The following is a 23,509-nucleotide window of genomic DNA, read 5'->3' as shown; positions in this document are numbered from 1 at the left end:
CGTGCTGCCTGCGGTTGTTGGCCAACCTACATCCTGCGGCTGTTGCCCGGCTTGCCCCCAATATTTAGGAACAAAACATCAACGTTCGCGGGTATGTTCTACTTTAGTTCCAGGTGGCGGTCAAGCGATTTCCTGGTGACGGGCTAGATTTCCAGGTGCCCCCCGCCAAAAGGAACGATCTCGACGGCATCGCCCGCCTTTGCGGGGGGCGCTTCCGGCGGGCGCACGACAAGGCAATCGGCTCGTGCCATGCGGGTCAGCATGGAGCTGTCCTGCTTGTTGAAGGGGGTGGCGACCTGCTTGCCGTTGCCGTCGGTTTCGAGCCTTGCGCGCAGGTAATCCTGCCGCCTGTCGTTGGCCGGAAGGTCGCAGCCCAGTACGGCACGGGCACTTTCCGGGACGGGGCTCTCCTGGCCCAGCATGCGCGCGATGGCGGGGCGTGCGAAGATCGCGGCACAGACGAGACTGGAGACCGGGTTCCCGGGCAGGCCGACCACGGGGGTATTGCCCAGACGGCCGAACATCAGCGGCTTGCCCGGCCGCATGGCGATCTTCCAGAAGTCGATCTCGGCGCCGTTTCGCCGCAGCACGTCCTGCACGAGATCGTGCTGGCCCACCGACGCACCGCCAGAGGTAAGCAGCATGTCGCTGCCCCTGGCGCCATCGATCATGTCGCCCAGCGCGGCAGCATCGTCCGGCGCGATGCCGAGGTGCAGCGGCTCGCCGCCGCAGGCCTGGACAAAAGCGGCAAGCGCGAAGCCGTTCGAGCTGACGATCTGGTTTTCCATCAGCGGATCGCCAGGAAGCACGATCTCGTCACCGGTTGCCAGGATGGCTACGCGCGGCCTGCGGTGGACGCGCAGCCACGGCCGGTTCATCGCCGCCGCCAGACCGACATCGCGGGACGTCAGCCGACGGCCCGCGCAAATCCCGATCTGCCCCGCGGTGAAATCGAGGCCCGCCGGGCGCACATAGGTGCCGGCGGCCGCACCCTGGTGGATCGTGACGCGGTCGTCGTCCCGCGTCGCGTTCTCCTGAATGACGATCGTGTCCGCACCAGCCGGCAAGGGGCCGCCGGTGAAGATGCGCACCGCCTCTCCCACGTCCAGCGCACCGGGATAGTGGCTGCCCGCCGGCACGTCGCCGACGACGCGCAGCGTCACGGGCGCCTCGGCCACATCGGCGGCGCGCACGGCGTAGCCGTCCATCGCCGAGAGGTTTTTGGGCGGCTGCGTCACGCGAGAAGTCAGATCCTCGGCCAGCACGCGGCCCAGGGCCTCGGCGACGTTCACCGTCTCCGCGGGCAGCGGCGCGAAGGCGGCCAGGATGCGCGCGCGGGCGTCCTCGACCGGCTGCATCAGGCCGCCTCGTAAGTGCCCGACTTGCCGCCGGACTTGTGCACCAGCCGGATGTCCGAGATGCGCATGCCCTTATCGACCGCCTTGCACATGTCGTAGACGGTCAGCACGGCGACCGACACGGCCGTCAGCGCCTCCATCTCGACGCCCGTTCGCGCGGCGATCTTGCAGGTGGCGGTGACCTCGACCGCGCTCTCGGCATCGTCGAGCGTCAGGTCCACGGCGACGGACGAAAGCTGCAGCGGATGGCATAGCGGGATCAGGTCGGGCGTGCGCTTGGCCCCCATGATGCCGGCCAGCCGCGCCACGGACAGCACGTCACCCTTCTTGACCGCGCCCTCACGGATCAGGCGGGCGGTTTCCGGGCTCATCAGGATGCGTCCCTTGGCGACCGCCGTGCGTTCCGTCTCAGCCTTGGCCGAGACGTCGACCATGCGGGCCTTGCCCTCGGCGTCGAAATGCGTGAACTCACCGCTCATCGCTGGGTCTCCTTCAGGCGCTGCGCCGGTGCATCGGCGGCAGGCCGAGCAGCTTGGCGGTGGCGGCTGTGACGTCGGGCTGCCGCATCAGCGACTCGCCGATCAGGAAGGCGCGCGCACCGTGGCCCCGCATTTCCAGGATGTCGTCGCGGGTATAAAGGCCGCTTTCGCAAACCAGCATGCGGTCGTCCGGAACGCGGGCGGCGAGTTCCCGCGTGGTGTCAAGATTGACATTTAATGTCTTGAGATTGCGATTATTAATGCCGATCAGATTGCCTTCGATCCGCAGCGCGCGCTCAAGCTCGGCCCCCTCGTGTACCTCCAGCAGCACGTCCATGTCCCACTCATATGCGGTGGCGGCAAGCTCCGCCGCCTGGCCATCCTCCAGCGCGGCCAGGATCAGCAGCACACAGTCGGCGCCAAGGGCGCGGGACTCCACGATCTGATACGGGTCCAGCATGAAGTCCTTGCGCAGCGCCGGCAGTTCGACCGCCTTTCGCGCGGCCATCAGGTATTCGTCCCGACCCTGGAAGTATGGCTCGTCTGTCAGCACCGAGAGGCAGGCCGCGCCGCCATCGCGGTAGGCGCGGGCAAGCGCTGGCGGGTCGAAATCGTCGCGAATCAAGCCCTTGGACGGCGATGCTTTCTTGATTTCGCAGATAAGCGCGACCTCGTCTTCCCGCGCGCGGCGGGCAAGCTCGCGTGCAAAACCACGCGGCGTATCCATCGCCCGGGCGCGCCGCTCCAGCGAACCAAGCGTCTCGGCCGCCTTTCGGCGCGCCACGTGCTCGCGCTTGTCGTCACAGATTTTCCGCAGCACATCGCTCATCGCGCGCTTCCCGCCTATTGCCCGGACTCGTGCTCGTTCGTGATGGCGACCAACCGCTGCAGCACCTGCCGGGCGCGGCCGTTGTCGATCACCTCTGCCGCCATCTCCGCGCCTTCGCGCAGATCGCGCGCCTTGTCCGCGACGTGGAGCGCGGCGGCGGCGGAAAGCAGTACGATGTCGCGGAACGGGCCGGGCTCCCCATCCAGCATCGCCTGCATGACATGGGCGTTGCGCTCGGCCGTGCCGCCCTTGAGGTCGGCCAGCTTGGCACGCGCCAAGCCGGCCTGTTCCGGCGTCACCTCGAAGGTATCGATCCGGCCGTCCTTCAACTCCGCCACGAAGGATGCGCCCGTGGTGCTCAACTCGTCCAGCCCGTCGGCCCCATGGATAACCCAGGCCCGCTCATGACCCAGGTTCTTCAGGACGTTCGCCAGCGGCTCCACCCACTCCCTGGCGTAGACGCCGACGATCTGACGCTTTACTTTGGCGGGGTTGGAGAGCGGCCCCAGGATATTGAAGATCGTTCGCGTGCCGAGCTCCACGCGGGTCGGCCCGACATGACGCATCGCGCTGTGGTGGCGTGGGGCCAGCAGGAAACAGGTTCCGGCCTCGCGCAACGCGCGTTCCATCAACGGCATCTCGGCCTCAAGCTCGACGCCCAGTTCCTTCAGGACGTCGGCGGCACCCGACTTCGACGAAACGGCCCGGTTGCCATGCTTCGCCACCGGCACGCCACAGGCGGCCACGACGAAAGCCGTGGCCGTGGAAACGTTATAGGTGCCGGCCCTGTCGCCGCCCGTCCCGCAGGTGTCGATGGCGCCGGCGGGCGCCTGGATCGCCGTCATCTTGCCGCGCATCGCCCGGGCCGCGCCGGTGACCTCGTCGACGGTCTCGCCGCGCACGCGCAGGGCCATCAGGAAGCCGCCCATCTGCGAGGGGGTGGCGTTGCCCGTCATCATGATCTCGAAGGCCTGCTGCGCCTGCGCCGCCGAGAGGGAGCGGCCGGCCGCGACCACGTCGATGAGGGCCTTCAGGTCTGTCATGTCGCCGTTCATGCCGGGTCCTTTTGGGCTTATGCGTTATGTCCGGCCAAACGCAGGAAATTCCGCAGGAGCTGGTGGCCGTGCTCGGAGGCGATGCTCTCGGGATGGAATTGCACGCCGTGCAGCGGCAGCGACCGGTGGCGCAGGCCCATGATTACGCCATCGTCCGTCTCCGCCGTGATCTCCAGGGTCTCCTCGGGAAACCCTTCGCGGTCGATGGTGAGCGAGTGGTAGCGCGTTGCCGAAAGCGGGCTGGGAATGTCGGCGAAGACGCCGGCACCGGCGTGCCTGATTTCGCTGACCTTGCCGTGCATCGGGGCCGGCGCCCGGCCGATGCGCCCGCCGAAGGATTGGCCGATCGTCTGATGCCCAAGGCAGACGCCCAGGATCGGCATCTCCTCAGCCAGCCTTCGCACGACGTCCAGGCAGATACCCGCGCGGTCCGGGTCGCAGGGACCGGGCGAGATCACGATGCCTTGCGGCTTCATGGCGCGGATATCGTCGACGGTGATGGCGTCGTTCCGCCGGACCTCCACGGTGGCGCCCAGCTCGCCAAGATAGTGGTACAGGTTGTAGACGAAGCTGTCGTAGTTATCGATCAGGAGAAACATGTCAGGGGCTTGCGTCGCGTTCTTGATGTGGGCGCCGATACCGGCTGCGTGTCTTATATCAAGGGCGTCCGGAGAACGAAAGCAAGCCGGGGTGTTCCCAATTCCCACCTCTTGACCTTCCAGTCACTGGAAACCCTATCTGAGTTCCGGTCTCATGAATGGGGGAATCGGGAATGTCGGTGGCCGATGACCCGGCCAGCCTTACGGCCGGAGAAAATGTGCTGAGCCTTGCGGTGTCCGGAATGCGCTGTGGCGGCTGCGCCGGCAAGGTGACGCGTACGCTGGAGGCATTGCCCGGCGTCGCTGTCCTCGATGTCGACCATACGCAAGGGCTGGCACGGGTTTCCCTCAAGGGCGACGCGCCCGATCCGGCGGCTCTGGCCGCCGCCGTCCGCGAGGCCGGTTTCGGCACCCCTGAATACGCACGGCCAGCGCAGGCTGCCGCGTCCCACGAGGATTCGGCGCCGGTCTCCGGTGCATCGGGGGCTTCGGAGCGGTTTCACGACCTGTCCATCGACGGGATGACCTGTGCGTCCTGCGTCGCAAGTGTGGAGAAGGCGCTGACGGGGGTTGAGGGGGTAACCGCTGCCTCCGTCAATCTGGCGAACCACCGCGCGCGGGTCAGTCTGGACCGCGAGGTTCCAGCCGAGCGACTCGTCGACGCAGTGCGCAGGGCCGGCTATGCGGCCGAGCCCACGCAGGCGGAGGCGGATCAGGCGGCCGAGGCCGCGCGAGAGCAGCGCAAGAGTCGGCGAGAATGGTGCATGTTCGCGCTGATGGCGGCGCTGACGCTGCCGCTGGTAGCGCAGATGGCGTTTCCGCTATTCGGCGTTCAGGGACATCTTCCGCCGATGCTGCAGCTTGCGCTGGCGGCGCCCGTGCAAGTCTTCGGTGGCTGGCGGTTCTACCGCTCGGCGTGGCCCGCCCTGAGGCACATGACGGGGAACATGGATACGCTCGTCGCCCTGGGGACCACTTCGGCATTCGGGCTCAGCCTCTACAACACGCTTATCCCCGGCAACGCGGGGCAGGGGCTTTACTACGAAGCCTCGGCGGCGGTCATCACGCTGGTCCTGCTGGGCCGTATCCTGGAGCAGCGCGCCACCCGCCAAGCCGGAGCGGCGGTGCGTGCCCTGATGAATCTCCGCCCCGAGGAGGCGCGTGTCGAGTGGGACGGCGAAACGATCAGTCTTCCCACGGACCGGGTGCGTGTCGGCGATGTCGTCATCGTCCGGCCGGGTGAGCGCATCCCCGTCGACGGCAAGGTCATCTCGGGCGACAGCCAGGCGGACGAGAGCCTTGTCACTGGTGAAAGCCTGCCGGTGGACAAGGGCGCCGGTGCCGATGTCATAGGGGGATCGATCAACAGCGGCGACGGCCTGCTGCGCGTCGAGACGACGGCCGTCGGCGGGCAGTCGATGCTGGCGCGCATCATCGACCTGGTGCAGTCGGCGCAGGCGTCGAAGCCGCCGGTGCAGCGCCTTGTCGACAAGGTTGCCTCGGTTTTCGTCCCGGCCGTGGTCGTCGTGGCTGCCGGGACCTTCACAGCCTGGTGGGGAGCCGGTGCGTCCGCCGAGGTCGCGCTCCTGAACGCGGTCGCCGTGCTGGTCATCGCCTGCCCATGCGCGTTGGGGCTGGCGACGCCAACGGCGATCATGGTCGGCACGGGGCTTGCCGCGCGGCGCGGCGTGCTGATCAAGGACGCCGAAGCGCTGGAACGGGCGAGGGAGGTCACGACCGTGATCTTCGACAAGACCGGAACGATCACCGAAGGCCGGCCCAAGGTTCGTGACGTGGTCGCGCTCAATGCCGAGGAAAGCGAATTGTTGCGCCTGGCCGGCTCCGTCCAGCGCGGCAGCGGCCATCCCCTGGCTGCGGCCATTGTCCGGCGCGCGGAGGAGGAAGGCCTTTCCCTGAGCGAACCGGAGGCGTTCCGCAATGTCGCCGGCAGGGGCGTACTGGCGCGTGTCGCGGGGCGCGAGATCGTTATCGGCAATCGGCGCCTGATGACGGAGCTGCACATCGACCCGGCCGCCGGCGAGGCGGCGGCGCGGCGCTTCGAGGATCAGGGCTGGTCGGTTGCCTGGATCGGCGAGCGCGGCGCCATGCCGCCTCTGCTGGGCGTGATCGCCCTCGGCGATGTTCTGAAACCCGGCGTCGGCGAGGCGATTGCAGAGCTGAAGGCGGCGGGGATCGCCCCGGTGCTGCTGACCGGCGACAACCGCCGCGCCGCCGAGGCCATTGCGCGGCAGGTGGGCATTGAGCGGGTGTTGGCGGATGTCCTGCCGGAAGACAAGGCGGCGGAGGTCCGGCGGCTTCGCGGGAATGGCGAGGTGGTGGCGATGGTTGGCGACGGCGTCAACGACGCGCCGGCGCTGGCCGCGGCGGATGTCGGCCTGGCCATGGGCAATGGCACGGATGTCGCGCTGAAGACGGCGGGGATCGCCCTGATGCGCGGCGAGCCACGGCTGGTGGCGCAGGCGATCCGGCTGAGCGCGCGCACCTTCGTCAAAATCCGCCAGAATCTGTTCTGGGCCTTCGTCTACAACGTCGTCGCCATCCCGCTGGCCGCCGCCGGCTTGCTGAGCCCGGTCGTCGCCGGTGCCGCGATGGCATTGTCCTCGGTCTCGGTGGCCACCAATTCCTTGCTGCTTTACCGTGACAACCGGAAAACCCGGGAAGCGCGATCGGCATGAACATCGGACAGGCAGCAAAGAAGACCTGCGTTCCGGCGAAGACGATCCGGTACTACGAGAGTATCGGGCTGATCGCGCCGGCCAGCAGGACGGCCAGCGGTTACCGGACCTACGATGACCGGGATGTGCAGACCCTGCGCTTCATCCAGCGGGCCCGGAACCTGGGCTTCTCGGTCAAGCAGGTCGCGAACCTGCTGGCCCTGTGGCGCGACCGCGACCGCAGCAGCGCGGACGTCAAGGCGCTTGCGCGCGAACACCTTGCCGAGATCGATCAGCGCATGGCGGAACTTCAAAGCATGCGCGAGACGCTTGAGCATCTCATGCAGCGCTGTCACGGCGACGAAAGGCCGGAGTGCCCGATACTGGCCGATCTGGCCGGCGACGAAGCCGAGGCCGAACACAAGAGCCGCCGCATCAAGGACTTCGCAGGCTGAAAATATCGCCAGCGCTATGCACGCTGTTAACCATGTGCTGCATGTCTCTGTTAGACTTACGCCGTCGAGTCTGATTGGAATGGCGGATGGGGCAGCAGATCTCGAATGCCCGCAAGCGCGCCTGGGCGCGTCAGATGAAACGCGAGGCGCAGCAGAAACAGGCCCGCCGGCGACTCCTGGCCGCCGGCGGAAGCGTGTTTGTCATCGGCGTTCTGCTGGGGCTGGCCGGCGGGTTTTATTTCGGCGCGCCGTCGAGCGAAGAAGCCAAGCTGGCGGATATAGCCTCCGGCGCCACGATTGAGCAGCCCGGGCCGGCCGCTGCCGGTCGCTCGGCGGGCGCGGAAGCGGACCGCACAGCGTCGACGGCCCGACCCTCCAATGCGCAACCGCCATTGCGGGAAATGGCGGAGGCCGATGCGTACGCCAGCGAGGCGCCGGCGCAAGACTCCCGCTCCGGCGAGACCGATTCGGAACCGCCCGTCGCCGCGTTCCAGCCGGCACCCGAAACGGACATGGACAGCTCGTCGGTGTCCGACAAGACTGCGCCACCGTCACCGCGGGGAGCGGCCGCATGGGAACGCAACGCCATCAGGACAGTGCGCGGACCAGGCGGCGATAGTCCGCGGATTGCCATCGTCATCGACGACCTTGGTCTCAATCGCAGCAATGCGTGGGCAGCCATCGACCTGCCGACCCCGCTGACGCTGGCCTTCATGACCTACGCGCCGAAGGTGGAGAGCCTGACGGAACAGGCGCGGGCAGCCGGGCATGAATTGATGGTGCACGTGCCGATGCAGCCAAACGATCCGGAAACGGACCCCGGCCCCAAGGTGCTGCGAAGCGGCTTGTCCCAGGATGAGTTGCTGGCCCGCCTGACGTGGGGACTTTCGCGGTTCCCCGGCTATGTCGGTATCAACAACCACATGGGCAGCGCCTTCACGGCGGATCGCGCCGGCATGGACATCGTTACGAAGGAACTCCGCCGACGGGGACTGCTGTTCCTGGATTCAGTGACGGCCGCGGAAACCGTGGCGGGGCGGGCAGCGCGGCAGGCGGGCGTCCCTTATACGATCAGGGACGTCTTCCTGGACAACGAGCGCGACGAGGCGGCGATCCGCCAACAGCTTGCCGTGACCGAGCGCCTGGCGAGAGAGCAGGGCTACGCCGTGGCCATCGGCCATCCCCACGACGAAACCATCGCGGTCCTTCGGGACTGGCTGCAAGATGCGCCGGAGCGCGGCTTCACGCTGGTCCCGATCAGCGCACTGGTCCAGGGCGGGCGCGGCGGCAAGGACATCGCACGTCTTGACGGGCAGACCTCCAGGTCCCGGTAACTAGATGATGATCTAGGCAATGAGATAGATCGCACTGGTCAACACAATCAGCACGGCGACCGCTGCACCTGCCTTTAAGCGATCTGCGTTCACGCCACCCTCCGTTGCGCGCTCTGCGCGGCCGCGAGGCGCGGCTTCGGGCGCTCGGCGATTGGCCAATGGAGCGCCGCCGAGAGCAGGGCGAGCGCCACGTTGACCCACCACATCACCTCGTAGGAACCGACCGTATCAAAGACGAAGCCGCCGAGCCAGGAACCGAAGAAGCTGCCGATCTGATGGCTCACGAAAACGATACCGAACAGCGTCGAGAGGTAGGTGGTGCCGAAAATGGTCGCGACCAGGCCGCTGGTGAGCGGCACGGTGCCGAGCCACACGAAGCCGATCACCGCACTGAAGATCAGCACGCTCGCTTCCGTGAGCGGCACCACCAGGAAAGCGAGAAAGATTGCCGCGCGCGAGAGATAGAGCAGGCTCAGCATCGTCTTCTTGGAATAGCGCCCGCCAAGCGCCCCGAAGATATAGCTGCCCACGGCGTTGAAGAGGCCGACCAGAGTGAGACCGGTGGCCGCCAGCCAGGACGCAAAGCCCTGGTTAGCGAGATAGGAAGGCAGGTGCACGCCAACGAAAGCGAGGTGGAAGCCGCACACGAAGAAACCGGCGTTGAGCAGCCAGAAGCCGCGTTCGTCGCGGGCCTCGGCGAGCGCCTCGCGAAGGGTCTGGCCACCCTCCGCTCCCCCCGTTGGACGGCCGGCGACCCCGCTGGCAAGCGGCACCATTACCAGCATGATGGCGGCCGCCACCATGAGGCTCGCGCCCCAGCCCAAGCCGCCGATCATCGCGTGCATGAACGGCAGCGCCACGAACTGCCCGAGCGAGCCGACCATCGTCACGATGCCGAGAGCCTTGCTGCGGTGCTCGGGCGGGGCCGCGCGTCCCGCCGCGCCGAGCACCACCGAGAAGCCGCCGCCGCTCAAGCCGAGGCCGATCAGGATGCCGCCCAGCAGGAGTTGCTCACCGTCGCCGCTCACGGTGAGCAGCAGGAGACCGGCCGCGTAGCACAGTCCACCCACGACCACCACACGCCCCGCGCCATGGCGATCGGCGATGGCGCCGGCGAAAGGCGAAATCAGCCCCCACACCAGGTTCATGAGGCCGAGGGCGAGGGCGAACACTCCGAACCCCATGTCGAGTTCGACCGAGATGGGGGTGAGGAACAGACCGAGGCTGTGGCGGACGCCGAGCACCAGCCCCAGGACCGTGCCGCTGCAGAGCACGACGAGCCACACCGATCGCGACATAAAGCGCTCCCTCATTGGTGGCGGCCGAGCGGCCTCCGGAAACACGATGCTGACAGGGGCCTTTCAATCTGAAAAACGAATTAATATGATGGTCTAATCACGTATTGTGATGAGTTATGCCATGACTGCCAACCTTAATATCGAGCTGCTGCGAGCCTTCGTCGCGGTCGCGGAGTGCCGTCATTTCACGCTCGCGGCCGAGCGCCTCATGCGCACGCAGTCGGCGGTCAGCATGCAGGTGAAGCGCTTGGAGTCGCTGGTCGGCACCCGGCTTTTTGAGCGCAACAAGCGCGTGGTGCGCCTCACCGCCGACGGTGAAGCCTTCCGGCGCTATGCCCAGCGCCTGCTGCGCCTCAACGATGAGGCGCTTGCGGCTTTCGGCCGACCGTCGCTGCAGGGGCGGGTCCGGCTTGGCGCCACCGACACCACCATGTGCCTGCTGCCACCGATCCTGTCGCGCTTTGCAGAGGCCTATCCGTTGGTCGAGCTGGAGATTCGCTGCGACCGCAGCTGGGAGGCGCTGACCGCGCTCGAGCACGGCGAACTCGACCTCGCATTGGTGACCCAGTCCTGTGGGCACAGGGGCGGCGAGGTGCTGTGCCGCGAGCCGCTGGTCTGGGCCGCCGCGCGCGACTCGGCGGTCGACGAACTCGACCCGCTGCCGCTAGCCCTCTTTGGGCCGGGCTGCATCTATCGCGATGCGGCGCTCAAGGCGCTGACCGCCGCCGGGCGAGGCTGGCGCCACGCCTACAACAGTTCGAGCCGCGATGGGCTGGACGTCGCAGTCTCAGCCGGCCTTGCGGTCACCGCGACGCCGTTGAGTGCGCTGCCATCCGGCTGGCGTACCCTCGGGCCTGAGCGGGGCTTTCCGCCGCTGCCGGAGATGGATGTGCTGCTCTATCGCGCCGCCGACGAAGCGAGTGGGCCGGTCGCGACCTTCGTGCGAGTTATTGTCGAGACCCTGCGCGAACGCCCCGCCCAGCGCCCATATTCGGCGACGTTCGCGCTTGCGGGGGAATAGCTGCCTACGCGGTCGCCCGGTCGTCAGAGGATTACCGAGCCGACTCCCGGCTGGACCCGGTCGCCTGACGAGGTCCGAGCCACCACCTCCAGCGTGCGGCGGATTCAGGGCACGACCAAGCCGGACGGGTTGGCCGGAACGCTCGCGTGGTAGACGTTCGAGCGGGAACTGACATTTAGCGCCCGCCGGCGGCGAAGCGCATGGCCTCTTCGGCGGCGCGGATCAGGGCGCGGGCCTTGTTGCAGCTTTCCTGGAACTCGGCCTCCGGATCGCTGTCGGCCACCACGCCGCCGCCGGCCTGCACGTACATCTTGCCGTCCTTGATGACGGCGGTGCGCAGCGCGATGCAGGTGTCCATGTCGCCGCCGGCACCGAAATAGCCGACCGCACCGGCATAGATACCGCGGCGTTCCGGCTCCAGCTCGTCGATGATCTCCATCGCCCGCACCTTCGGGGCGCCCGACACGGTGCCCGCCGGAAACCCGGCCACAAGGGCATCCATCGCGTCGTGGCGCGGGTCGAGCCGGCCCTCCACGTTGGAGACGATGTGCATGACGTGGCTGTAGTTCTCGATCACCATCTTTTCCGTGACGGTCACCGTTCCCGTCCGGGCGACCCGGCCGACGTCATTGCGGCCGAGGTCGAGCAGCATCAGGTGCTCCGCCAGCTCCTTGGGATCGGAGAGCAGGTCCTCCGCCAATGCCTTGTCTTCCGCCGGGGTCGCGCCGCGCTTGCGCGTGCCGGCAATGGGCCGGATTGTGACCGTATCCTCGCGCAGACGCACCAGGATCTCCGGGCTGGAGCCGACAATGGCGAAATCCTCGAACTGGGCGAAGAACAGGAACGGCGACGGGTTCAGTCGGCGCAGCGCGCGATAGAGCGCGAACGGCGGCAGTTCGAAGGGTAGGTTGAAACGCTGCGAAGGCACGACCTGGAAGATGTCGCCGGCGTAGATGTACTCCTTCGCACGCTCGACCATCTTGTGGAAGGCTTCGCGCGACATGTTCGAGGTCGGCTCCGGCAGCTTCGCGTCGAGCTCCACCCGCTCGCGCCGGTAGGGCAGGGAGCGTTCGAAGTCGCGCACCGTGTCGGCCAGGCGCTCGCAGGCCCGGTTCCACGCCTGCTCCGCGCTCAAGCCGGCTTCGGGATAGACGGGCGAGAATACGGTGACCTGATCCTCGATCCGGTCGAACACCGCCGTCACTGTCGGCCGCACGAAGATCGCATCCGGTACGCCCAGGACGTCGGGGTTCTCGTCGGGGATCCGTTCCATCAGCCGGACCGCGTCATAGCCCATGTAGCCGATCAGCGAGGCGGCCATGGGTGGGGTGCCCTCTGGAAGGTCGATGCGCGACTCCGCCTGCAGCGCGCGCAGCGTGTCCAGCGGATGTCCCTCAAGCGGCTCAAACGCGGTCGCGTCGTATCGGGCCTTGCGGTTGACCGACGCTTCGCCGCGCTGGCAGCGCCAAATCACGTCGGGTTTCATGGCGATGAAGGAATAGCGGCCGATGTGTGCGCTTCCCTCCACGGATTCGAACAGGAAGGTGTTGGGCTGTCCGTCCGCCAGCTTGAGGAAGGCGGAAACGGGGGTTTCCAGATCGGCGATCAGGCTGGTGCGGACGACCTGCGGCCGACCCGCATCATAGGATTCGGCGAACGCCGCGAAATCGGGGGTGGTGTTCATGTCGACGCGTTGACCGGCGCTTATTGGAAGCGGTTCACGACCTGCTCGAGGCGGCCGCGGTTCACCTGCACCTCGTGCATCTGCTGTAGCGAGTTGGCGAACTGCGAGAGAAGGTCGTTGCGCATCGACTGGGCGACTTGCTGGCGCAGGCTTTCGACCTCGCTGGGATGAGCCGAGGGATCGGCCTTCTGGATTTCGCTCAGCGCCGCCACGACGACACCCTTCTCGGTGCTGCTCGTCGTCGCCTCGCCCGGCTTGAGCTCGAACAGCGCGCCGGCAATCGCCAGCTCCGCCGGCGAGGATTCCGGCGACGGTCGCCGACCAAGCGGTTTGCTCGTCTGTGTCTGCAAGCCGGCTGTCTTGGCCGCCTGGGCCAAACTGGCGCCGCCCTCTACTGACTTCACGATGGTTTGTGCCAGATCGCGGGCCTTCTCCTGGCGGGCGTCGCGCAGGAAGCGCTCGCGCACCTTCTCCTCGACCTCTGCGAAGGGCCGGCGCTGCTCCGGGGTCACGCCGTCCACGCGCAGGACGAAGTAGTCCCCGGCAGCGGTTTCGCGCAGAAGGCTCTGCTGTCCCTCGGGTGTGTTGAAGGCCGTTTCCAGGAAGGTCTGCTTCTCCGGCAGGTTTTCCACCGCGTTCCCGTCCGGGGTATTCCCGTCGCGGCTGATTGCGGGGATATGGCGGAGTTCGGCACCGACTTCGGCGGCAGCTTCTTCCAGGCGCGCACCGCCGGCAAGACTGTCATCCAGCCGGTTGGCAAGCTCCACCAGGCTGTCGACGGCCTTGTTCCGCGCCAGGTCCTTGCGAAGCTGGTCGCGCGCCTCCTCGAACGAAGGGCTGGAACCTTCCTCCACCTTGTTGACCTTGACGATGTGCCAGCCAAGGGTGGTCTCGATGGGGGCGCTGACGTCGCCCTCCGAGAGGGCGAACACCGAATCGACAAGACCCGGCAGCATGTCCTCGCGCGTGCTGGCGCCGAGATCAATGGGTGCCTGGCCGGTCATATCCTCCGCCACGGCCGCGAAATCCTCGCCGCCGTGCGCACGTTCCGCGGCCGCTTCGGCCTTTGCCTTGTCGTCGAAGACGATCTGTTCGATGTGGCGGCGTTCGGGCGAGCCGAGACTGGATTTACGGCTCTCGTACGCCTCCCGCAGGTCCTCCTCGGTTACCTGCACCTCATCGAGAAGGTCGTCGGCCTTCAGGTGGACCAGCGTGACCTCGCGGTATGCCGGCGCCATGAAGGCGTCGCCGTTCTCTTCGTAATAGGTGCGAAGCTCGCTCTCGCTCGGCTCGTCGGCCTTGAAGCTGTCGCGTTCGATCTCGGCGTAGGTGGCGACGCGCTTTTCGTTGCGGTAGCGGTACAACGTCGCCGCCAACGCCTCCGGTACGCGAAGGCCACCCGTGGCCGTCTCGACCAGGCGCTGGCGATGGATGTTGCCGCGCACCTCATCGACGTACTGGGCTTCGCTGTAGCCGGCGCGGCGCAGTGTGGTCTCGAACACCCGCCGGTCGAAGCCGCCGGTGGAGTTCTGGAAGCTGGGCTGCTGGCGGATTTCCTGCACGACCTGCTCGTCGGCGACGAGCAGGCCCATGTCCTTTGCCTGCTGCGTGAACAACTCGCGCGTAATGGTCTGGCGTACGATCTGATCCACCAGCCCCATGCTCTTGGCGGTCTCGATATCCAGTTCGCCGCCCAGGCGCTGGCGAACCCGGCTGAACTCGCGCTGGAAGGTGCGCGCGAACTCGTTCTGGGAGATCTCCGCGTCACCGACTTGCATGACCGCGGTGCCCTGGGCGCCGCCACGGAAGATATCGCCGATCCCCCAAAGCGCGAAACTGGCGATCAGCAGGCCGAAGAGGGCGACGGTTGTCCACTTGGCGACTGTGCGGCGTAGGCCGGATTGCATGATACGGTTCAGGCCCTTCGTTGGTGAGGCGGAGTTCCTTGTGACGTCGCCGACCTGCCGGCCGGTGCGGCGGCATATTAGGAACGAGGCAGCCGGGGAGCAACACGCAATGCGGGAAGCGGGATCACCGGGCGGGACGCGGGGGGCACTGGCACCGTGCGGTGGCCTGTGCTATCCCCCGCGCGATCACCAGGAGGAGTGGAGGCAGCATCGTGTCCCGAAAGCTGATCGCCGGGAACTGGAAGATGAACGGGCTTCGTGCCCAGGGCGAGGCACTGGCGCGTGGATTGGCGGAGCGGGCTGCCGCCAGCGGGCCGGATGTCGAGTGGCTGGTCTGTCCGCCATTCACGCTGTTGGCCCCGGTGGGCGAGGCCCTGGAGGGGACTAGCGTCGCGCTGGGCGCCCAGGACTGCCATCCACAGGGGCAGGGAGCCTATACCGGCGACATTGCCGCCGACATGCTGCGCGACCTTGGCTGCGCCTATGTCATCGTCGGCCACTCCGAGCGCCGCCATGGCCACGGCGAACGCAGCGAACTCGTCCGCGGCAAGGCCGAGGCGGCCGCGCGGGCGGGACTGAAGCCCATTGTCTGCGTCGGCGAATGCGAGAGGCAGCGTGTTGCTGGCAAGACCCTCGCGGTGCTGGAGGAACAGCTTGCCGATTCCCTGCCTGATGCATGCCCGGAGGGACTGGTCGTCGCCTATGAGCCGGTGTGGGCCATCGGAACGGGCAAGACGGCGACGCCGGCGGATGTGGAGCAGGCGCACGGCCATATCCGCGGCCTTCTGGCGCACCGCTATGGCGAAGCCGGCAGGGGCGTGCGGCTGCTCTATGGCGGCTCGGTGAAGCCGGGCAACGCGGGCGAACTGCTGCGCACGCCGGACGTCGACGGGGCGCTCGTCGGCGGCGCCAGCCTGAAGCTGGACGATTTCTGGGGGATTGGCGAGGCGGCGGCATAGCCAGCGCCGGGTGCGATCGGCTCTGGAAATCCGTGGCGCAAGGCTTTAGAACCGCGCCCAGCGATCCGACATCAAGGTGTGTGCCGGCTTTGGCGGCATGCATGAATGCAAGGGCAAAACGGCGGACCTTATGACGACGGTTCTACTGGTTATCCACCTGCTGATCGCCATCGCGCTGGTGATCCTCGTGCTGCTCCAGCCCAGCGAGGGCGGCGGCCTGGGTATCGGCGGCGGCAGCGGCGGCGGTTCCGGCCTCGGCGGCTTCCTCGGCGGGCGCGGCACGGCGAATCTTCTGACCCGCACGACGGCAGTGCTGGCCGCGCTGTTCATGGCGACGTCGATGGTCCTCACCATCTTCGCCGGCGGTGGGGAGCAGCGCTCGATCCTGGACCAGATTCCCGAATCGGAGGCACCGGCGGCGCCGGCCGCTGGTGGCGCGGAAACCTCGCCGGAGCCTGGTGCGGGGTCGGGCGAGGAAACGCCGGACGTTCCCGTTCAATAGCAAGATCAAGGTTCAGCAGAGCGGGCACGCCTTCGCGGACGACGTCTCGCAACCAACAGCGACAACAGGAATCCGGATATGCATCGCGCCGCTGCACGCGGCGTGGCAGGCAGGTCGTTTAAGGCGCTTGCCCGCATTCCGGCTTGGAGCCATAGTGTCGGTCCATGACGCGATTCATCTTTATCACCGGCGGCGTTGTATCCTCTCTTGGTAAGGGTCTCTGCTCCGCGGCGCTGGGGGCATTGCTGCAGGCGCGCGGCTTCAAGGTCCGCCTGCGCAAGCTCGATCCCTACCTGAACGTCGATCCGGGCACGATGAGCCCGTACCAGCATGGCGAGGTGTACGTCACCGACGACGGCGCCGAGACGGACCTGGACCTGGGCCACTACGAGCGCTTCACCGGCGTACCCTCGCGCAACAGCGACAACGTCACCACCGGCCAGATCTACTGGAAGGTGCTAGCGCGCGAGCGCCGCGGCGATTATCTGGGCGCCACGGTGCAGGTGATTCCGCACGTTACCGACGCCATCAAGGAGTTCATCTACGCCGACGTGGCCGACGAGGATTTCGTCATTTGCGAGATCGGCGGCACCGTCGGCGACATCGAGGGACTGCCGTTCCTGGAGGCGATCCGTCAACTCGGCAACGAACTGGGCCGTTCGCGCAGCCTGTTCCTGCACCTCACCCTGGTGCCCTATATCGCCTCCGCCGGGGAATTGAAGACGAAGCCGACACAGCACTCCGTGAAGGAGCTTCTGGGCGTGGGCATTCAGCCGGATATGGTGGTTTGCCGGGCGGAGCAGCCCATCGGCCGCGATTCCCGCCGCAAGATCGCGCTGTTCTGTAATATCCGCGAGCAGGCCGTGATCCAGGCGCTGGACGTCGACAGCATCTACGCGGTGCCGCGCAGCTATCACGAAGAAGGGCTGGACGACGAGGTCTGCCGCCACTTCGAGATCGACGAGGCGCCGACGCCGGATCTGTCGACCTGGGACCGGGTGATGGAAAGCGTTCGGCATCCGGATGGCGAGGTCACCATCGGCGTCGTCGGCAAGTACACGAGCCTGCTGGACAGCTACAAGTCGCTGGCCGAGGCGTTGGCGCACGGCGGCATCGCGAACAACGTGCGCGTCAACGTGAACTGGCTGGACGCGGAGATCTTTGAGCGCGACGACGCCGCGACCTACCTGGAGGACGTGAACGGCATCCTGATTCCCGGCGGCTTTGGCGAGCGCGGCGCGGAAGGGAAGATCGCCGCCGCACGCTTCGCGCGCGAGCGCAACGTGCCTTACTTCGGCATCTGCTTCGGCATGCAGATGGCCGTGATCGAGGCGGCGCGCGATCTCGCCGGGCTGAGTGCCGCCGGCTCGACCGAGTTCGGGCCATGCGAGGACCCCATCGTCGGCCTGCTGACGGAGTGGACGCGCGGCAACGTCGTGGAGCGGCGCAACCTCCATTCCGAGAAGGGCGGCACGATGCGCCTGGGCGCCTATCCCGCGCAACTGGCGGCCAACAGCCGGGTTGCCTCGATCTATGGCGCGAGCGAGATCAGCGAGCGTCACCGCCATCGCTATGAGGTGAACGTCAACTATCGCGAGGTTCTGGAGCGAGCCGGGCTGCATTTCTCGGGCATGTCGCCGGACGGCGAGCTTCCGGAGATCGTCGAGCTTCCCGGCCATCCCTGGTACATCGGCGTTCAGTTCCATCCCGAGTTGAAGTCCAAGCCCTTCGATCCACACCCGCTGTTCACGTCGTTCATCCATGCGGCGGTCGAACAGTCGCGATTGATGTAGCGGGACGAGGACCGTGAGCACCCAGACGGGGACCCGCCATATCCAGATTGGCCGGCTGACGCTTGGCAACGATCTTCCGCTGACGCTGATCGCTGGCCCCTGTGCACTGGAGAGCCGGGCGCACGCGTTGGAAACGGCGGCGGCGCTGGTCGAGGTGACGGCGAAGCGCGGGATTGGCCTGATCTACAAAAGCTCGTTCGACAAGGCGAACCGGACCAGCGCGGCAAGCGCCCGCGGCTTGGGGATGGACAAGGGCCTGCCGATCCTGGCGGAGGTGCGCGACACCCACGGCTGTCCCGTGCTGACGGATGTGCACGAGGCGGCGCAATGCGCACCGGTCGCGGAGGCGGTGGACGTGTTGCAGATTCCCGCGTTCCTTTGCCGGCAAACCGACCTTCTCTTGGCAGCCGGCGAGACGGGCCGCGCGGTCAACGTTAAGAAGGGACAGTTCCTGGCGCCCTGGGACATGCGCAACGTCGCGGCAAAGGTGGCCTCCACCGGCAACGAGCGCGTTATGGTGTGCGAGCGGGGTGTGTCCTTCGGCTACAACACGCTCGTCTCAGACATGCGCGGGCTGCCGATCATGGCACGGCAAACCGGCTGTCCGTTGGTCTTCGACGCCACCCATTCGGTGCAGCAGCCGGGCGGGCAGGGCGCGACCTCGGGTGGCCAGCGGGAGTTCGTGCCGGTCCTGGCCCGGGCCGCCGTCGCGGTCGGCGTGGCGGCTGTCTTCATGGAAACGCACCAGGATCCGGACAGCGCGCCGTCGGACGGGCCGAACATGGTGCCCCTCGACTCGCTGCCCGAATTGCTCGACACGTTGGTTGCCTTCGACCGGGTGGCCAAGGCGTATCCCGTCTCGATTGGCTGAGGTTCGCAAAAGCGGTTGTCTCGCCGGCCCAAAGGTCGTATCCCGCAATGCAACACGATCCACGGACACCAGCTTCGGGGGGAAGCATGACCGCCATCGTTGAGATCCGCGCCCGCGAAATCCTCGATTCCCGAGGCAACCCGACGGTTGAGGCCGATGTCACGCTGGAAAGCGGCGCTTTCGGCCGCGCCGCCGTGCCCTCGGGTGCCTCGACCGGCCAGCACGAGGCGGTGGAGCGTCGCGATGGCGACAAGGCGCGGTACAACGGCAAGGGTGTCCTCGACGCGGTTCTGGCCGTGAACCACGAGATCCACGACCTCCTGGCCGGCTTCGACGCGGAGGACCAGGTCAAGATCGACCGTATGCTGATCGACCTGGACGGCACCGCCAATAAGGGCCGTCTTGGCGCCAATGCGATCCTCGGGGTCAGCCTGGCCGTCGCCAAGGCCGCGGCACAGGAAGCGGGGCTGCCGTTCTACCGCTACGTCGGCGGCGCGGCCGCGCGGACCCTGCCGGTGCCGATGATGAACATCGTAAATGGCGGCGCCCATGCGGATAACGCGCTCGACTTCCAGGAATTCATGATCATGCCGGTCGGCGCCGACACCTTCGCCGACGCCCTTCGTTGCGGCGCCGAGGTGTTCCACGCCCTGAAGGCACAGCTCAAGTCGGCGGGCCATAATACCAATGTCGGCGATGAGGGCGGCTTCGCGCCGGGGCTGAATTCCAACGAGGAGACGCTGCACTTCATCCAGAAGGCGATCCAGGCGGCCGGCTATAAGCCGGGCGAGGACGTGGTCCTGGCGCTGGACTGCGCGGCCAGCGAGTTCTTCAAGGGCGGTAACTACGAGTTGGCGGGCGAGGGAAAAAGCCTGGATGCCGCCGCTTTCGCCGACTATCTCGCCAAGCTCTGCGAGGCCCATCCCATCGTCTCCATCGAGGACGGCATGGCCGAGGACGACTGGGACGGCTGGAAGACGCTGAGCGAAAAGGTTGGCAGCAAGGTGCAACTCGTTGGCGACGACCTTTTCGTCACAAACACCGAACGCCTGTCCCAGGGTATCGAGCGGGGGATCGCGAATTCGATCCTGGTGAAAGTGAATCAGATCGGCACCCTCAGCGAGTCGCTGGCAGCCGTCGAGATGGCGCACAAGGCTGGCTACACCGCGGTGATGTCGCACCGTTCCGGCGAGACGGAGGATGCCACCATCGCCGATCTGGCCGTGGCGACGAACTGCGGCCAGATCAAGACAGGCTCGCTGTCCCGCTCCGACCGTCTCGCGAAATACAATCGGCTGCTCCGCATCGAGGAGCAGCTCGACATCGCCGCGGTTTACGCCGGACGGGCCGTCTTGAAGCGTTAGCGGTGCGGCGGCACCCGCCGCAGCGTAGGGCGAGTCCAAATCGCGAACATCGGTTTCATAGCGCAAATTTCTGGAATCGCTCACTCTTTTCGGTTGACCGTTGGAGTCGGGCGTGATTCGCTCATGGTATGGCCATGGTTCGCGAAATTCGCCGTCGTGCACGTCAGGTCGCCCCGCAGGTGATTGCGGTTTGCCTTGTCGGCTATTTCGTCTTTCACGCCGTGCAGGGCGAACGCGGGCTGCTTGCCTACCTGCGTCTGCAGCAGGATCTGGCGCAGGCGAAGGCCGTGCAGAGCGAACTGGCCGCGCAGCGTAAGGAAATGGAGCACCGGGTATCGCTTCTGCGCCCGGACAGCCTCGACCCCGACATGCTGGAAGAGCAGGCGCGGCACGTGCTTAATTTCGCGCGTCCGAATGAGGTCGTGATCTTCTTGAAGGAACCGAAGGATACTGCCACCGCCGATTGAGGTAGGGGGCGGATCAAATGGAGATGCAGGGCTCTTGCTCCTTTTAACTAATCCTAAGTTAAAACCTACTTATTCGTTTTTTATCAGCATGTTACGGATAGTATAGGGCTGTCGCGTTCGGCTTGCAATCGGACGTGTTTGCCCATAGGCTACCCCGGCAATCACGGCAATGCGCTGAACGCGCGCGCCGTCTACGGCGTGATAAGGGGGAGCCATGGCGACCAAGAAGGGCAGCTCCGGCGCAGCATCCAGCAAAACCGGGTCCCGCAGCGGCACCTCGACAAGCCGCCGCACGAGTAGTCGCGCGCGCAAGCAAAGCGATCCCACCCTTGGCCTGTCCAAGGACCGGCTGCTGAAGCTTTACCGTGACATGCTGCTGATCCGCCGCTTCGAGGAGAAGGCGGGCCAGCTTTACGGCATGGGCCTCATCGGCGGCTTTTGCCACCTCTACATCGGGCAGGAAGCGGTCGTGGTCGGAATGAAGGCCGTCACGAACGACGACGACCCGGTGGTCGCCTCCTACCGTTGCCACGGGCATATGCTCGCCAGCGGGATGGAGGCGCGCGGCGTCATGGCCGAGCTGACGGGTCGGCGTAACGGCTATTCCAAGGGTAAGGGCGGCTCGATGCATATGTTCAGCGTCGAGAAGGCCTTTTATGGAGGTCACGGCATCGTCGGCGCGCAGGTGCCTGTCGGCACCGGCGTCGCCTTCGCGATCAAGTACAACGGGGAAGACAAGGTCTGCCCGACCTACCTTGGTGATGGCGCGATCAACCAGGGACAGGTTTACGAAAGCTTCAACATGGCTTCGCTGTGGAAGCTACCGGTCCTCTACGTCATCGAGAACAACAAGTACGGCATGGGCACCAGCGTGGAGCGCGCCTCGGCGACGACTGAGCTCTACATGCGTGGTCAGGCATATGACATCCCGGGTGAGCAGGTGGACGGCATGCACGTGCTCTCGGTGATCGAGGCATCGCAGCGCGCGGTGGATCATGTGCGCTCCGGCAAAGGCCCCTACATCCTGGAGATGCTGACCTACCGTTATCGCGGCCACTCCATGTCGGACCCGGCGAAGTACAGGTCCAAGGAAGAGGTGCAGAAGATGCGCCAGGAGAAGGACCCGCTGCTCCGCCTTCGTGACGTCATGGAAAATCATGCCGATGTGACAGAGGACGAGCTGAAGCAGATCGACCGCGAGATCAAGGATATTGTTTCCGATGCGGCCGAATTTGCCCAGAATAGTCCCGAGCCCGATTCAAGCGAACTTTACACCGACGTGACACTGCCGGTTTGACGCTTCGGCGTTGGCGACCGCCGGCCAACCGCCGGGTGCGATGATGGAACCTGGCTTGTCTGCTCTGGGGAGGAGTGGATGCCCACAGAAGTGCTGATGCCGGCGCTGTCGCCCACCATGACCGAGGGCAACCTCGCGAAATGGCTCAAGAAGGAAGGCGACAGTGTCAGTGCCGGCGATGCGATCGCCGAGATCGAGACCGACAAGGCGACGATGGAGGTCGAGGCCGTCGACGAAGGCACGCTCGGCCGCATCCTGGTGCCCGAGGGAACCGAAGGCGTGGCTGTGAACACACCAATCGCGCTGCTGCTGGCAGAGGGCGAGAGCGCCGAGGACCTGGAGGGCGCCGCCGGCGCCGGCGAACAGCAGTCGCCGTCTGGAAGCGCGGAGGCGGAGGCGCAGACCGAGGCGCCCGCGGCCGCACCGGCGGGGGGCGAGCAGGTGGAGAAGTCAGTGACCGACGCCGAGGGGAACGTAAATATCCCCGCGACCGTGGCGGCCGAGCCGCGCACGTCCTTCGCGCCGACCATGGCGGAAGAGCCGGAGTGGACGGGCGCGACGAAGACTGAAACCGTGCGCGAGTCCTTGCGCGACGCCATGGCCGAGGAGATGCGTGCCGATGACCGCGTCTTCCTGATGGGCGAGGAGGTCGCCGACTACGAGGGTGCCTACAAGGTCACCGTCGGCATGCTGAAGGAGTTCGGGCGTCGCCGCGTGGTCGATACGCCGATCACCGAGCACGGCTTCACTGGCGTTGGTGTCGGCGCGGCTTTCTACGGTTTGCGGCCGATCGTCGATTTCATGACCTGGAACTTCGCCATGCAGGCAATCGACCAGATCATCAACTCTGCGGCGAAGAAGCTCTACATGTCCGGCGGGCAGATCCATTGCCCGATCGTTTTCCGGGGCCCGAACGGCCCGGCCTCGCGCGTTGCCGCCCAGCACAGCCAGGAATACGCAAGCTGGTACGCCCACGTGCCCGGGCTCAAGGTCGTCTCGCCTTATCACGGCGCAGACTTCAAGGGCTTGCTCAAGTCGGCCATTCGCGACCCGAACCCGGTCGTGTTCCTGGAGAACGAGCTGCTTTACGGCCACAGCTTCGACGTGCCGGACACCGACGACTGGACGGTGCCTATTGGCAAGGCGAAGGTGCGCCGGCAGGGAACCGACGTGACACTGGTGGCGCACTCCATCATGGTTCACCGCGCGCTGGAAGCGGCCGAGCAGCTTTCCCAGCAGGAGGGTATCGAGGCCGAGGTCATCGATCTTCGCACCATCCGGCCGTTCGACGTCGATACGCTCATCGCCTCGGTGAAGAAGACCAACCGCGTGGTGTCCTGCGAGGAAGGCTGGCCGTTCGCCGGCATCGGCTCGGAAATCGCGGCGCTGTGCATGGAATACGCTTTCGACTATCTCGATGCGCCCGTCCTCCGCGTCTGTGCGAAGGACGTGCCGCAGCCGTACGCCGCCAACCTGGAGCAGCTTGCCGTTCCGGGGCCCGATGCCGTCTTCGAGGCGGCCAAGCAGGTTTGTTACCGGTCCTGACGCCGGGTTCGCGCAGG

The 23,509-nt window shown here is 66.4% G+C and carries 20 protein-coding genes; 12 read left to right on the top strand and 8 right to left on the bottom strand.

From position 1 onward, the window contains the following. Positions 1 to 143 precede the first annotated feature (143 nt). From DRB17_RS09815 to DRB17_RS09795, 5 genes are read right to left on the bottom strand one after another with little or no spacing between them, the layout of a single operon-like run. Positions 144 to 1,358, bottom strand: coding sequence for a molybdopterin molybdotransferase MoeA (locus tag DRB17_RS09815; RefSeq protein WP_114582020.1), 1,215 nt, complete (start codon positions 1,356 to 1,358; stop codon positions 144 to 146). Further along, on the bottom strand, positions 1,358 to 1,837 hold the full coding sequence (gene moaC / locus DRB17_RS09810) for a cyclic pyranopterin monophosphate synthase MoaC (protein ID WP_114582019.1): 480 nt from the start codon (positions 1,835 to 1,837) through the stop codon (positions 1,358 to 1,360). The genes DRB17_RS09815 and moaC overlap by 1 nt, the downstream gene beginning before the upstream one ends. Positions 1,838 to 1,850: 13 nt before the next feature. After that, positions 1,851 to 2,666 carry an indole-3-glycerol phosphate synthase TrpC gene (gene trpC / locus DRB17_RS09805; protein WP_114582018.1) on the bottom strand — a complete coding sequence of 272 codons (816 nt, stop codon included), beginning with the start codon at positions 2,664 to 2,666 and terminating at the stop codon, positions 1,851 to 1,853. A gap of 14 nt (positions 2,667 to 2,680) precedes the next feature. Continuing rightward, the gene (trpD, locus tag DRB17_RS09800) at positions 2,681 to 3,721 is read right to left on the bottom strand and encodes an anthranilate phosphoribosyltransferase (RefSeq protein ID WP_114582017.1); all 1,041 of its coding nucleotides are present in this window, start codon (positions 3,719 to 3,721) and stop codon (positions 2,681 to 2,683) included. A 17-nt stretch (positions 3,722 to 3,738) separates the two neighbouring features. Continuing rightward, the gene (locus DRB17_RS09795) at positions 3,739 to 4,320 is read right to left on the bottom strand and encodes an anthranilate synthase component II (RefSeq protein ID WP_114582016.1); all 582 of its coding nucleotides are present in this window, start codon (positions 4,318 to 4,320) and stop codon (positions 3,739 to 3,741) included. Positions 4,321 to 4,493: 173 nt separating this feature from the next. Here DRB17_RS09795 and DRB17_RS09790 point away from each other — a divergent pair, with 173 nt between their 5' ends. The 3 genes from DRB17_RS09790 to DRB17_RS09780 all read left to right on the top strand — a co-directional run bounded on the left by DRB17_RS09790 (position 4,494) and on the right by DRB17_RS09780 (position 8,784). Then, complete coding sequence (locus DRB17_RS09790) at positions 4,494 to 7,016, top strand: heavy metal translocating P-type ATPase (RefSeq protein ID WP_114582015.1); 2,523 nt, start codon at positions 4,494 to 4,496, stop codon at positions 7,014 to 7,016. Then, positions 7,013 to 7,450: a Cu(I)-responsive transcriptional regulator gene (cueR, locus tag DRB17_RS09785; RefSeq protein ID WP_114582014.1), complete on the top strand. Its 438-nt coding sequence runs from the start codon at positions 7,013 to 7,015 to the stop codon at positions 7,448 to 7,450. The genes DRB17_RS09790 and cueR overlap by 4 nt, the downstream gene beginning before the upstream one ends. An 86-nt stretch (positions 7,451 to 7,536) precedes the next feature. Then, on the top strand, positions 7,537 to 8,784 hold the full coding sequence (locus DRB17_RS09780; protein ID WP_114582013.1) for a divergent polysaccharide deacetylase family protein: 1,248 nt from the start codon (positions 7,537 to 7,539) through the stop codon (positions 8,782 to 8,784). Between the two features lie 89 nt (positions 8,785 to 8,873). Here the strand turns inward: DRB17_RS09780 and DRB17_RS09775 are convergent, their stop codons facing one another. Then, positions 8,874 to 10,082, bottom strand: coding sequence for an MFS transporter (locus DRB17_RS09775; RefSeq protein ID WP_114582012.1), 1,209 nt, complete (start codon positions 10,080 to 10,082; stop codon positions 8,874 to 8,876). A gap of 121 nt (positions 10,083 to 10,203) precedes the next feature. Here DRB17_RS09775 and DRB17_RS09770 point away from each other — a divergent pair, with 121 nt between their 5' ends. Continuing rightward, positions 10,204 to 11,103, top strand: coding sequence for a LysR substrate-binding domain-containing protein (locus DRB17_RS09770; protein ID WP_114582076.1), 900 nt, complete (start codon positions 10,204 to 10,206; stop codon positions 11,101 to 11,103). 175 nt (positions 11,104 to 11,278) lie between these two features. On the opposite strand, the gene trpE is transcribed toward DRB17_RS09770, so the two are convergent. Then, positions 11,279 to 12,787: an anthranilate synthase component I gene (gene trpE / locus DRB17_RS09765; RefSeq protein WP_114582011.1), complete on the bottom strand. Its 1,509-nt coding sequence runs from the start codon at positions 12,785 to 12,787 to the stop codon at positions 11,279 to 11,281. A gap of 20 nt (positions 12,788 to 12,807) precedes the next feature. Next, complete coding sequence (locus DRB17_RS09760) at positions 12,808 to 14,694, bottom strand: peptidyl-prolyl cis-trans isomerase (protein WP_114582010.1); 1,887 nt, start codon at positions 14,692 to 14,694, stop codon at positions 12,808 to 12,810. 212 nt (positions 14,695 to 14,906) lie between these two features. On the opposite strand from DRB17_RS09760, the gene tpiA reads away from it, so the two are divergent. The 8 genes from tpiA (at position 14,907) to DRB17_RS09720 (ending at position 23,492) form a co-directional block, all read left to right on the top strand. Next, positions 14,907 to 15,653 (top strand): triose-phosphate isomerase, encoded by a 747-nt coding sequence (gene tpiA / locus DRB17_RS09755; protein ID WP_161958774.1) that lies wholly within the window; start codon positions 14,907 to 14,909, stop codon positions 15,651 to 15,653. A gap of 130 nt (positions 15,654 to 15,783) precedes the next feature. Then, positions 15,784 to 16,155, top strand: coding sequence for a preprotein translocase subunit SecG (secG, locus tag DRB17_RS09750; protein ID WP_114582074.1), 372 nt, complete (start codon positions 15,784 to 15,786; stop codon positions 16,153 to 16,155). A 164-nt stretch (positions 16,156 to 16,319) separates the two neighbouring features. Continuing rightward, the gene (locus DRB17_RS09745) at positions 16,320 to 17,948 is read left to right on the top strand and encodes a CTP synthase (protein WP_114582009.1); all 1,629 of its coding nucleotides are present in this window, start codon (positions 16,320 to 16,322) and stop codon (positions 17,946 to 17,948) included. Between the two features lie 13 nt (positions 17,949 to 17,961). Then, positions 17,962 to 18,819, top strand: coding sequence for a 3-deoxy-8-phosphooctulonate synthase (gene kdsA, locus DRB17_RS09740; RefSeq protein ID WP_114582008.1), 858 nt, complete (start codon positions 17,962 to 17,964; stop codon positions 18,817 to 18,819). Between the two features lie 86 nt (positions 18,820 to 18,905). Next, on the top strand, positions 18,906 to 20,183 hold the full coding sequence (gene eno / locus DRB17_RS09735) for a phosphopyruvate hydratase (RefSeq protein WP_114582007.1): 1,278 nt from the start codon (positions 18,906 to 18,908) through the stop codon (positions 20,181 to 20,183). Between the two features lie 134 nt (positions 20,184 to 20,317). Further along, positions 20,318 to 20,650: an FtsB family cell division protein gene (locus tag DRB17_RS09730; RefSeq protein WP_241503796.1), complete on the top strand. Its 333-nt coding sequence runs from the start codon at positions 20,318 to 20,320 to the stop codon at positions 20,648 to 20,650. Positions 20,651 to 20,864: 214 nt separating this feature from the next. Then, entirely contained in the window at positions 20,865 to 21,947 is a 1,083-nt protein-coding gene (pdhA, locus tag DRB17_RS09725) for a pyruvate dehydrogenase (acetyl-transferring) E1 component subunit alpha (protein ID WP_114582006.1), read from the top strand. A 78-nt stretch (positions 21,948 to 22,025) separates the two neighbouring features. Continuing rightward, complete coding sequence (locus DRB17_RS09720; RefSeq protein ID WP_114582005.1) at positions 22,026 to 23,492, top strand: pyruvate dehydrogenase complex E1 component subunit beta; 1,467 nt, start codon at positions 22,026 to 22,028, stop codon at positions 23,490 to 23,492. Positions 23,493 to 23,509 lie beyond the last annotated feature (17 nt).

This window comes from Ferruginivarius sediminum (assembly GCF_003344765.1).
In the GTDB taxonomy this organism is placed as follows: Bacteria; Pseudomonadota; Alphaproteobacteria; order Kiloniellales; family Rhodovibrionaceae; genus Ferruginivarius; species Ferruginivarius sediminum.
Note: the sequence above shows the minus strand (reverse complement) of the source record. Positions and strands in the feature narration are given on the sequence as shown.

What these genes read in the sequence shown, in the direction of transcription:
- DRB17_RS09745 (WP_114582009.1), top strand. Translation starts at nt 16,320, where the DNA reads ATGACGCGATTCATCTTTATCACCGGCGGCGTTGTATCCTCTCTTGGT.
- DRB17_RS09790 (WP_114582015.1), top strand. Translation starts at nt 4,494, where the DNA reads ATGTCGGTGGCCGATGACCCGGCCAGCCTTACGGCCGGAGAAAATGTG.
- DRB17_RS09795 (WP_114582016.1), bottom strand. Translation starts at nt 4,320, where the DNA reads ATGTTTCTCCTGATCGATAACTACGACAGCTTCGTCTACAACCTGTAC.
- trpC (WP_114582018.1), bottom strand. Translation starts at nt 2,666, where the DNA reads ATGAGCGATGTGCTGCGGAAAATCTGTGACGACAAGCGCGAGCACGTG.
- trpD (WP_114582017.1), bottom strand. Translation starts at nt 3,721, where the DNA reads ATGAACGGCGACATGACAGACCTGAAGGCCCTCATCGACGTGGTCGCG.
- DRB17_RS09780 (WP_114582013.1), top strand. Translation starts at nt 7,537, where the DNA reads ATGGGGCAGCAGATCTCGAATGCCCGCAAGCGCGCCTGGGCGCGTCAG.
- DRB17_RS09775 (WP_114582012.1), bottom strand. Translation starts at nt 10,082, where the DNA reads ATGTCGCGATCGGTGTGGCTCGTCGTGCTCTGCAGCGGCACGGTCCTG.
- DRB17_RS09730 (WP_241503796.1), top strand. Translation starts at nt 20,318, where the DNA reads ATGGTTCGCGAAATTCGCCGTCGTGCACGTCAGGTCGCCCCGCAGGTG.
- DRB17_RS09770 (WP_114582076.1), top strand. Translation starts at nt 10,204, where the DNA reads ATGACTGCCAACCTTAATATCGAGCTGCTGCGAGCCTTCGTCGCGGTC.
- cueR (WP_114582014.1), top strand. Translation starts at nt 7,013, where the DNA reads ATGAACATCGGACAGGCAGCAAAGAAGACCTGCGTTCCGGCGAAGACG.
- trpE (WP_114582011.1), bottom strand. Translation starts at nt 12,787, where the DNA reads ATGAACACCACCCCCGATTTCGCGGCGTTCGCCGAATCCTATGATGCG.
- DRB17_RS09815 (WP_114582020.1), bottom strand. Translation starts at nt 1,358, where the DNA reads ATGCAGCCGGTCGAGGACGCCCGCGCGCGCATCCTGGCCGCCTTCGCG.
- moaC (WP_114582019.1), bottom strand. Translation starts at nt 1,837, where the DNA reads ATGAGCGGTGAGTTCACGCATTTCGACGCCGAGGGCAAGGCCCGCATG.
- secG (WP_114582074.1), top strand. Translation starts at nt 15,784, where the DNA reads ATGACGACGGTTCTACTGGTTATCCACCTGCTGATCGCCATCGCGCTG.
- DRB17_RS09720 (WP_114582005.1), top strand. Translation starts at nt 22,026, where the DNA reads ATGCCCACAGAAGTGCTGATGCCGGCGCTGTCGCCCACCATGACCGAG.
- pdhA (WP_114582006.1), top strand. Translation starts at nt 20,865, where the DNA reads ATGGCGACCAAGAAGGGCAGCTCCGGCGCAGCATCCAGCAAAACCGGG.
- eno (WP_114582007.1), top strand. Translation starts at nt 18,906, where the DNA reads ATGACCGCCATCGTTGAGATCCGCGCCCGCGAAATCCTCGATTCCCGA.
- DRB17_RS09760 (WP_114582010.1), bottom strand. Translation starts at nt 14,694, where the DNA reads ATGCAATCCGGCCTACGCCGCACAGTCGCCAAGTGGACAACCGTCGCC.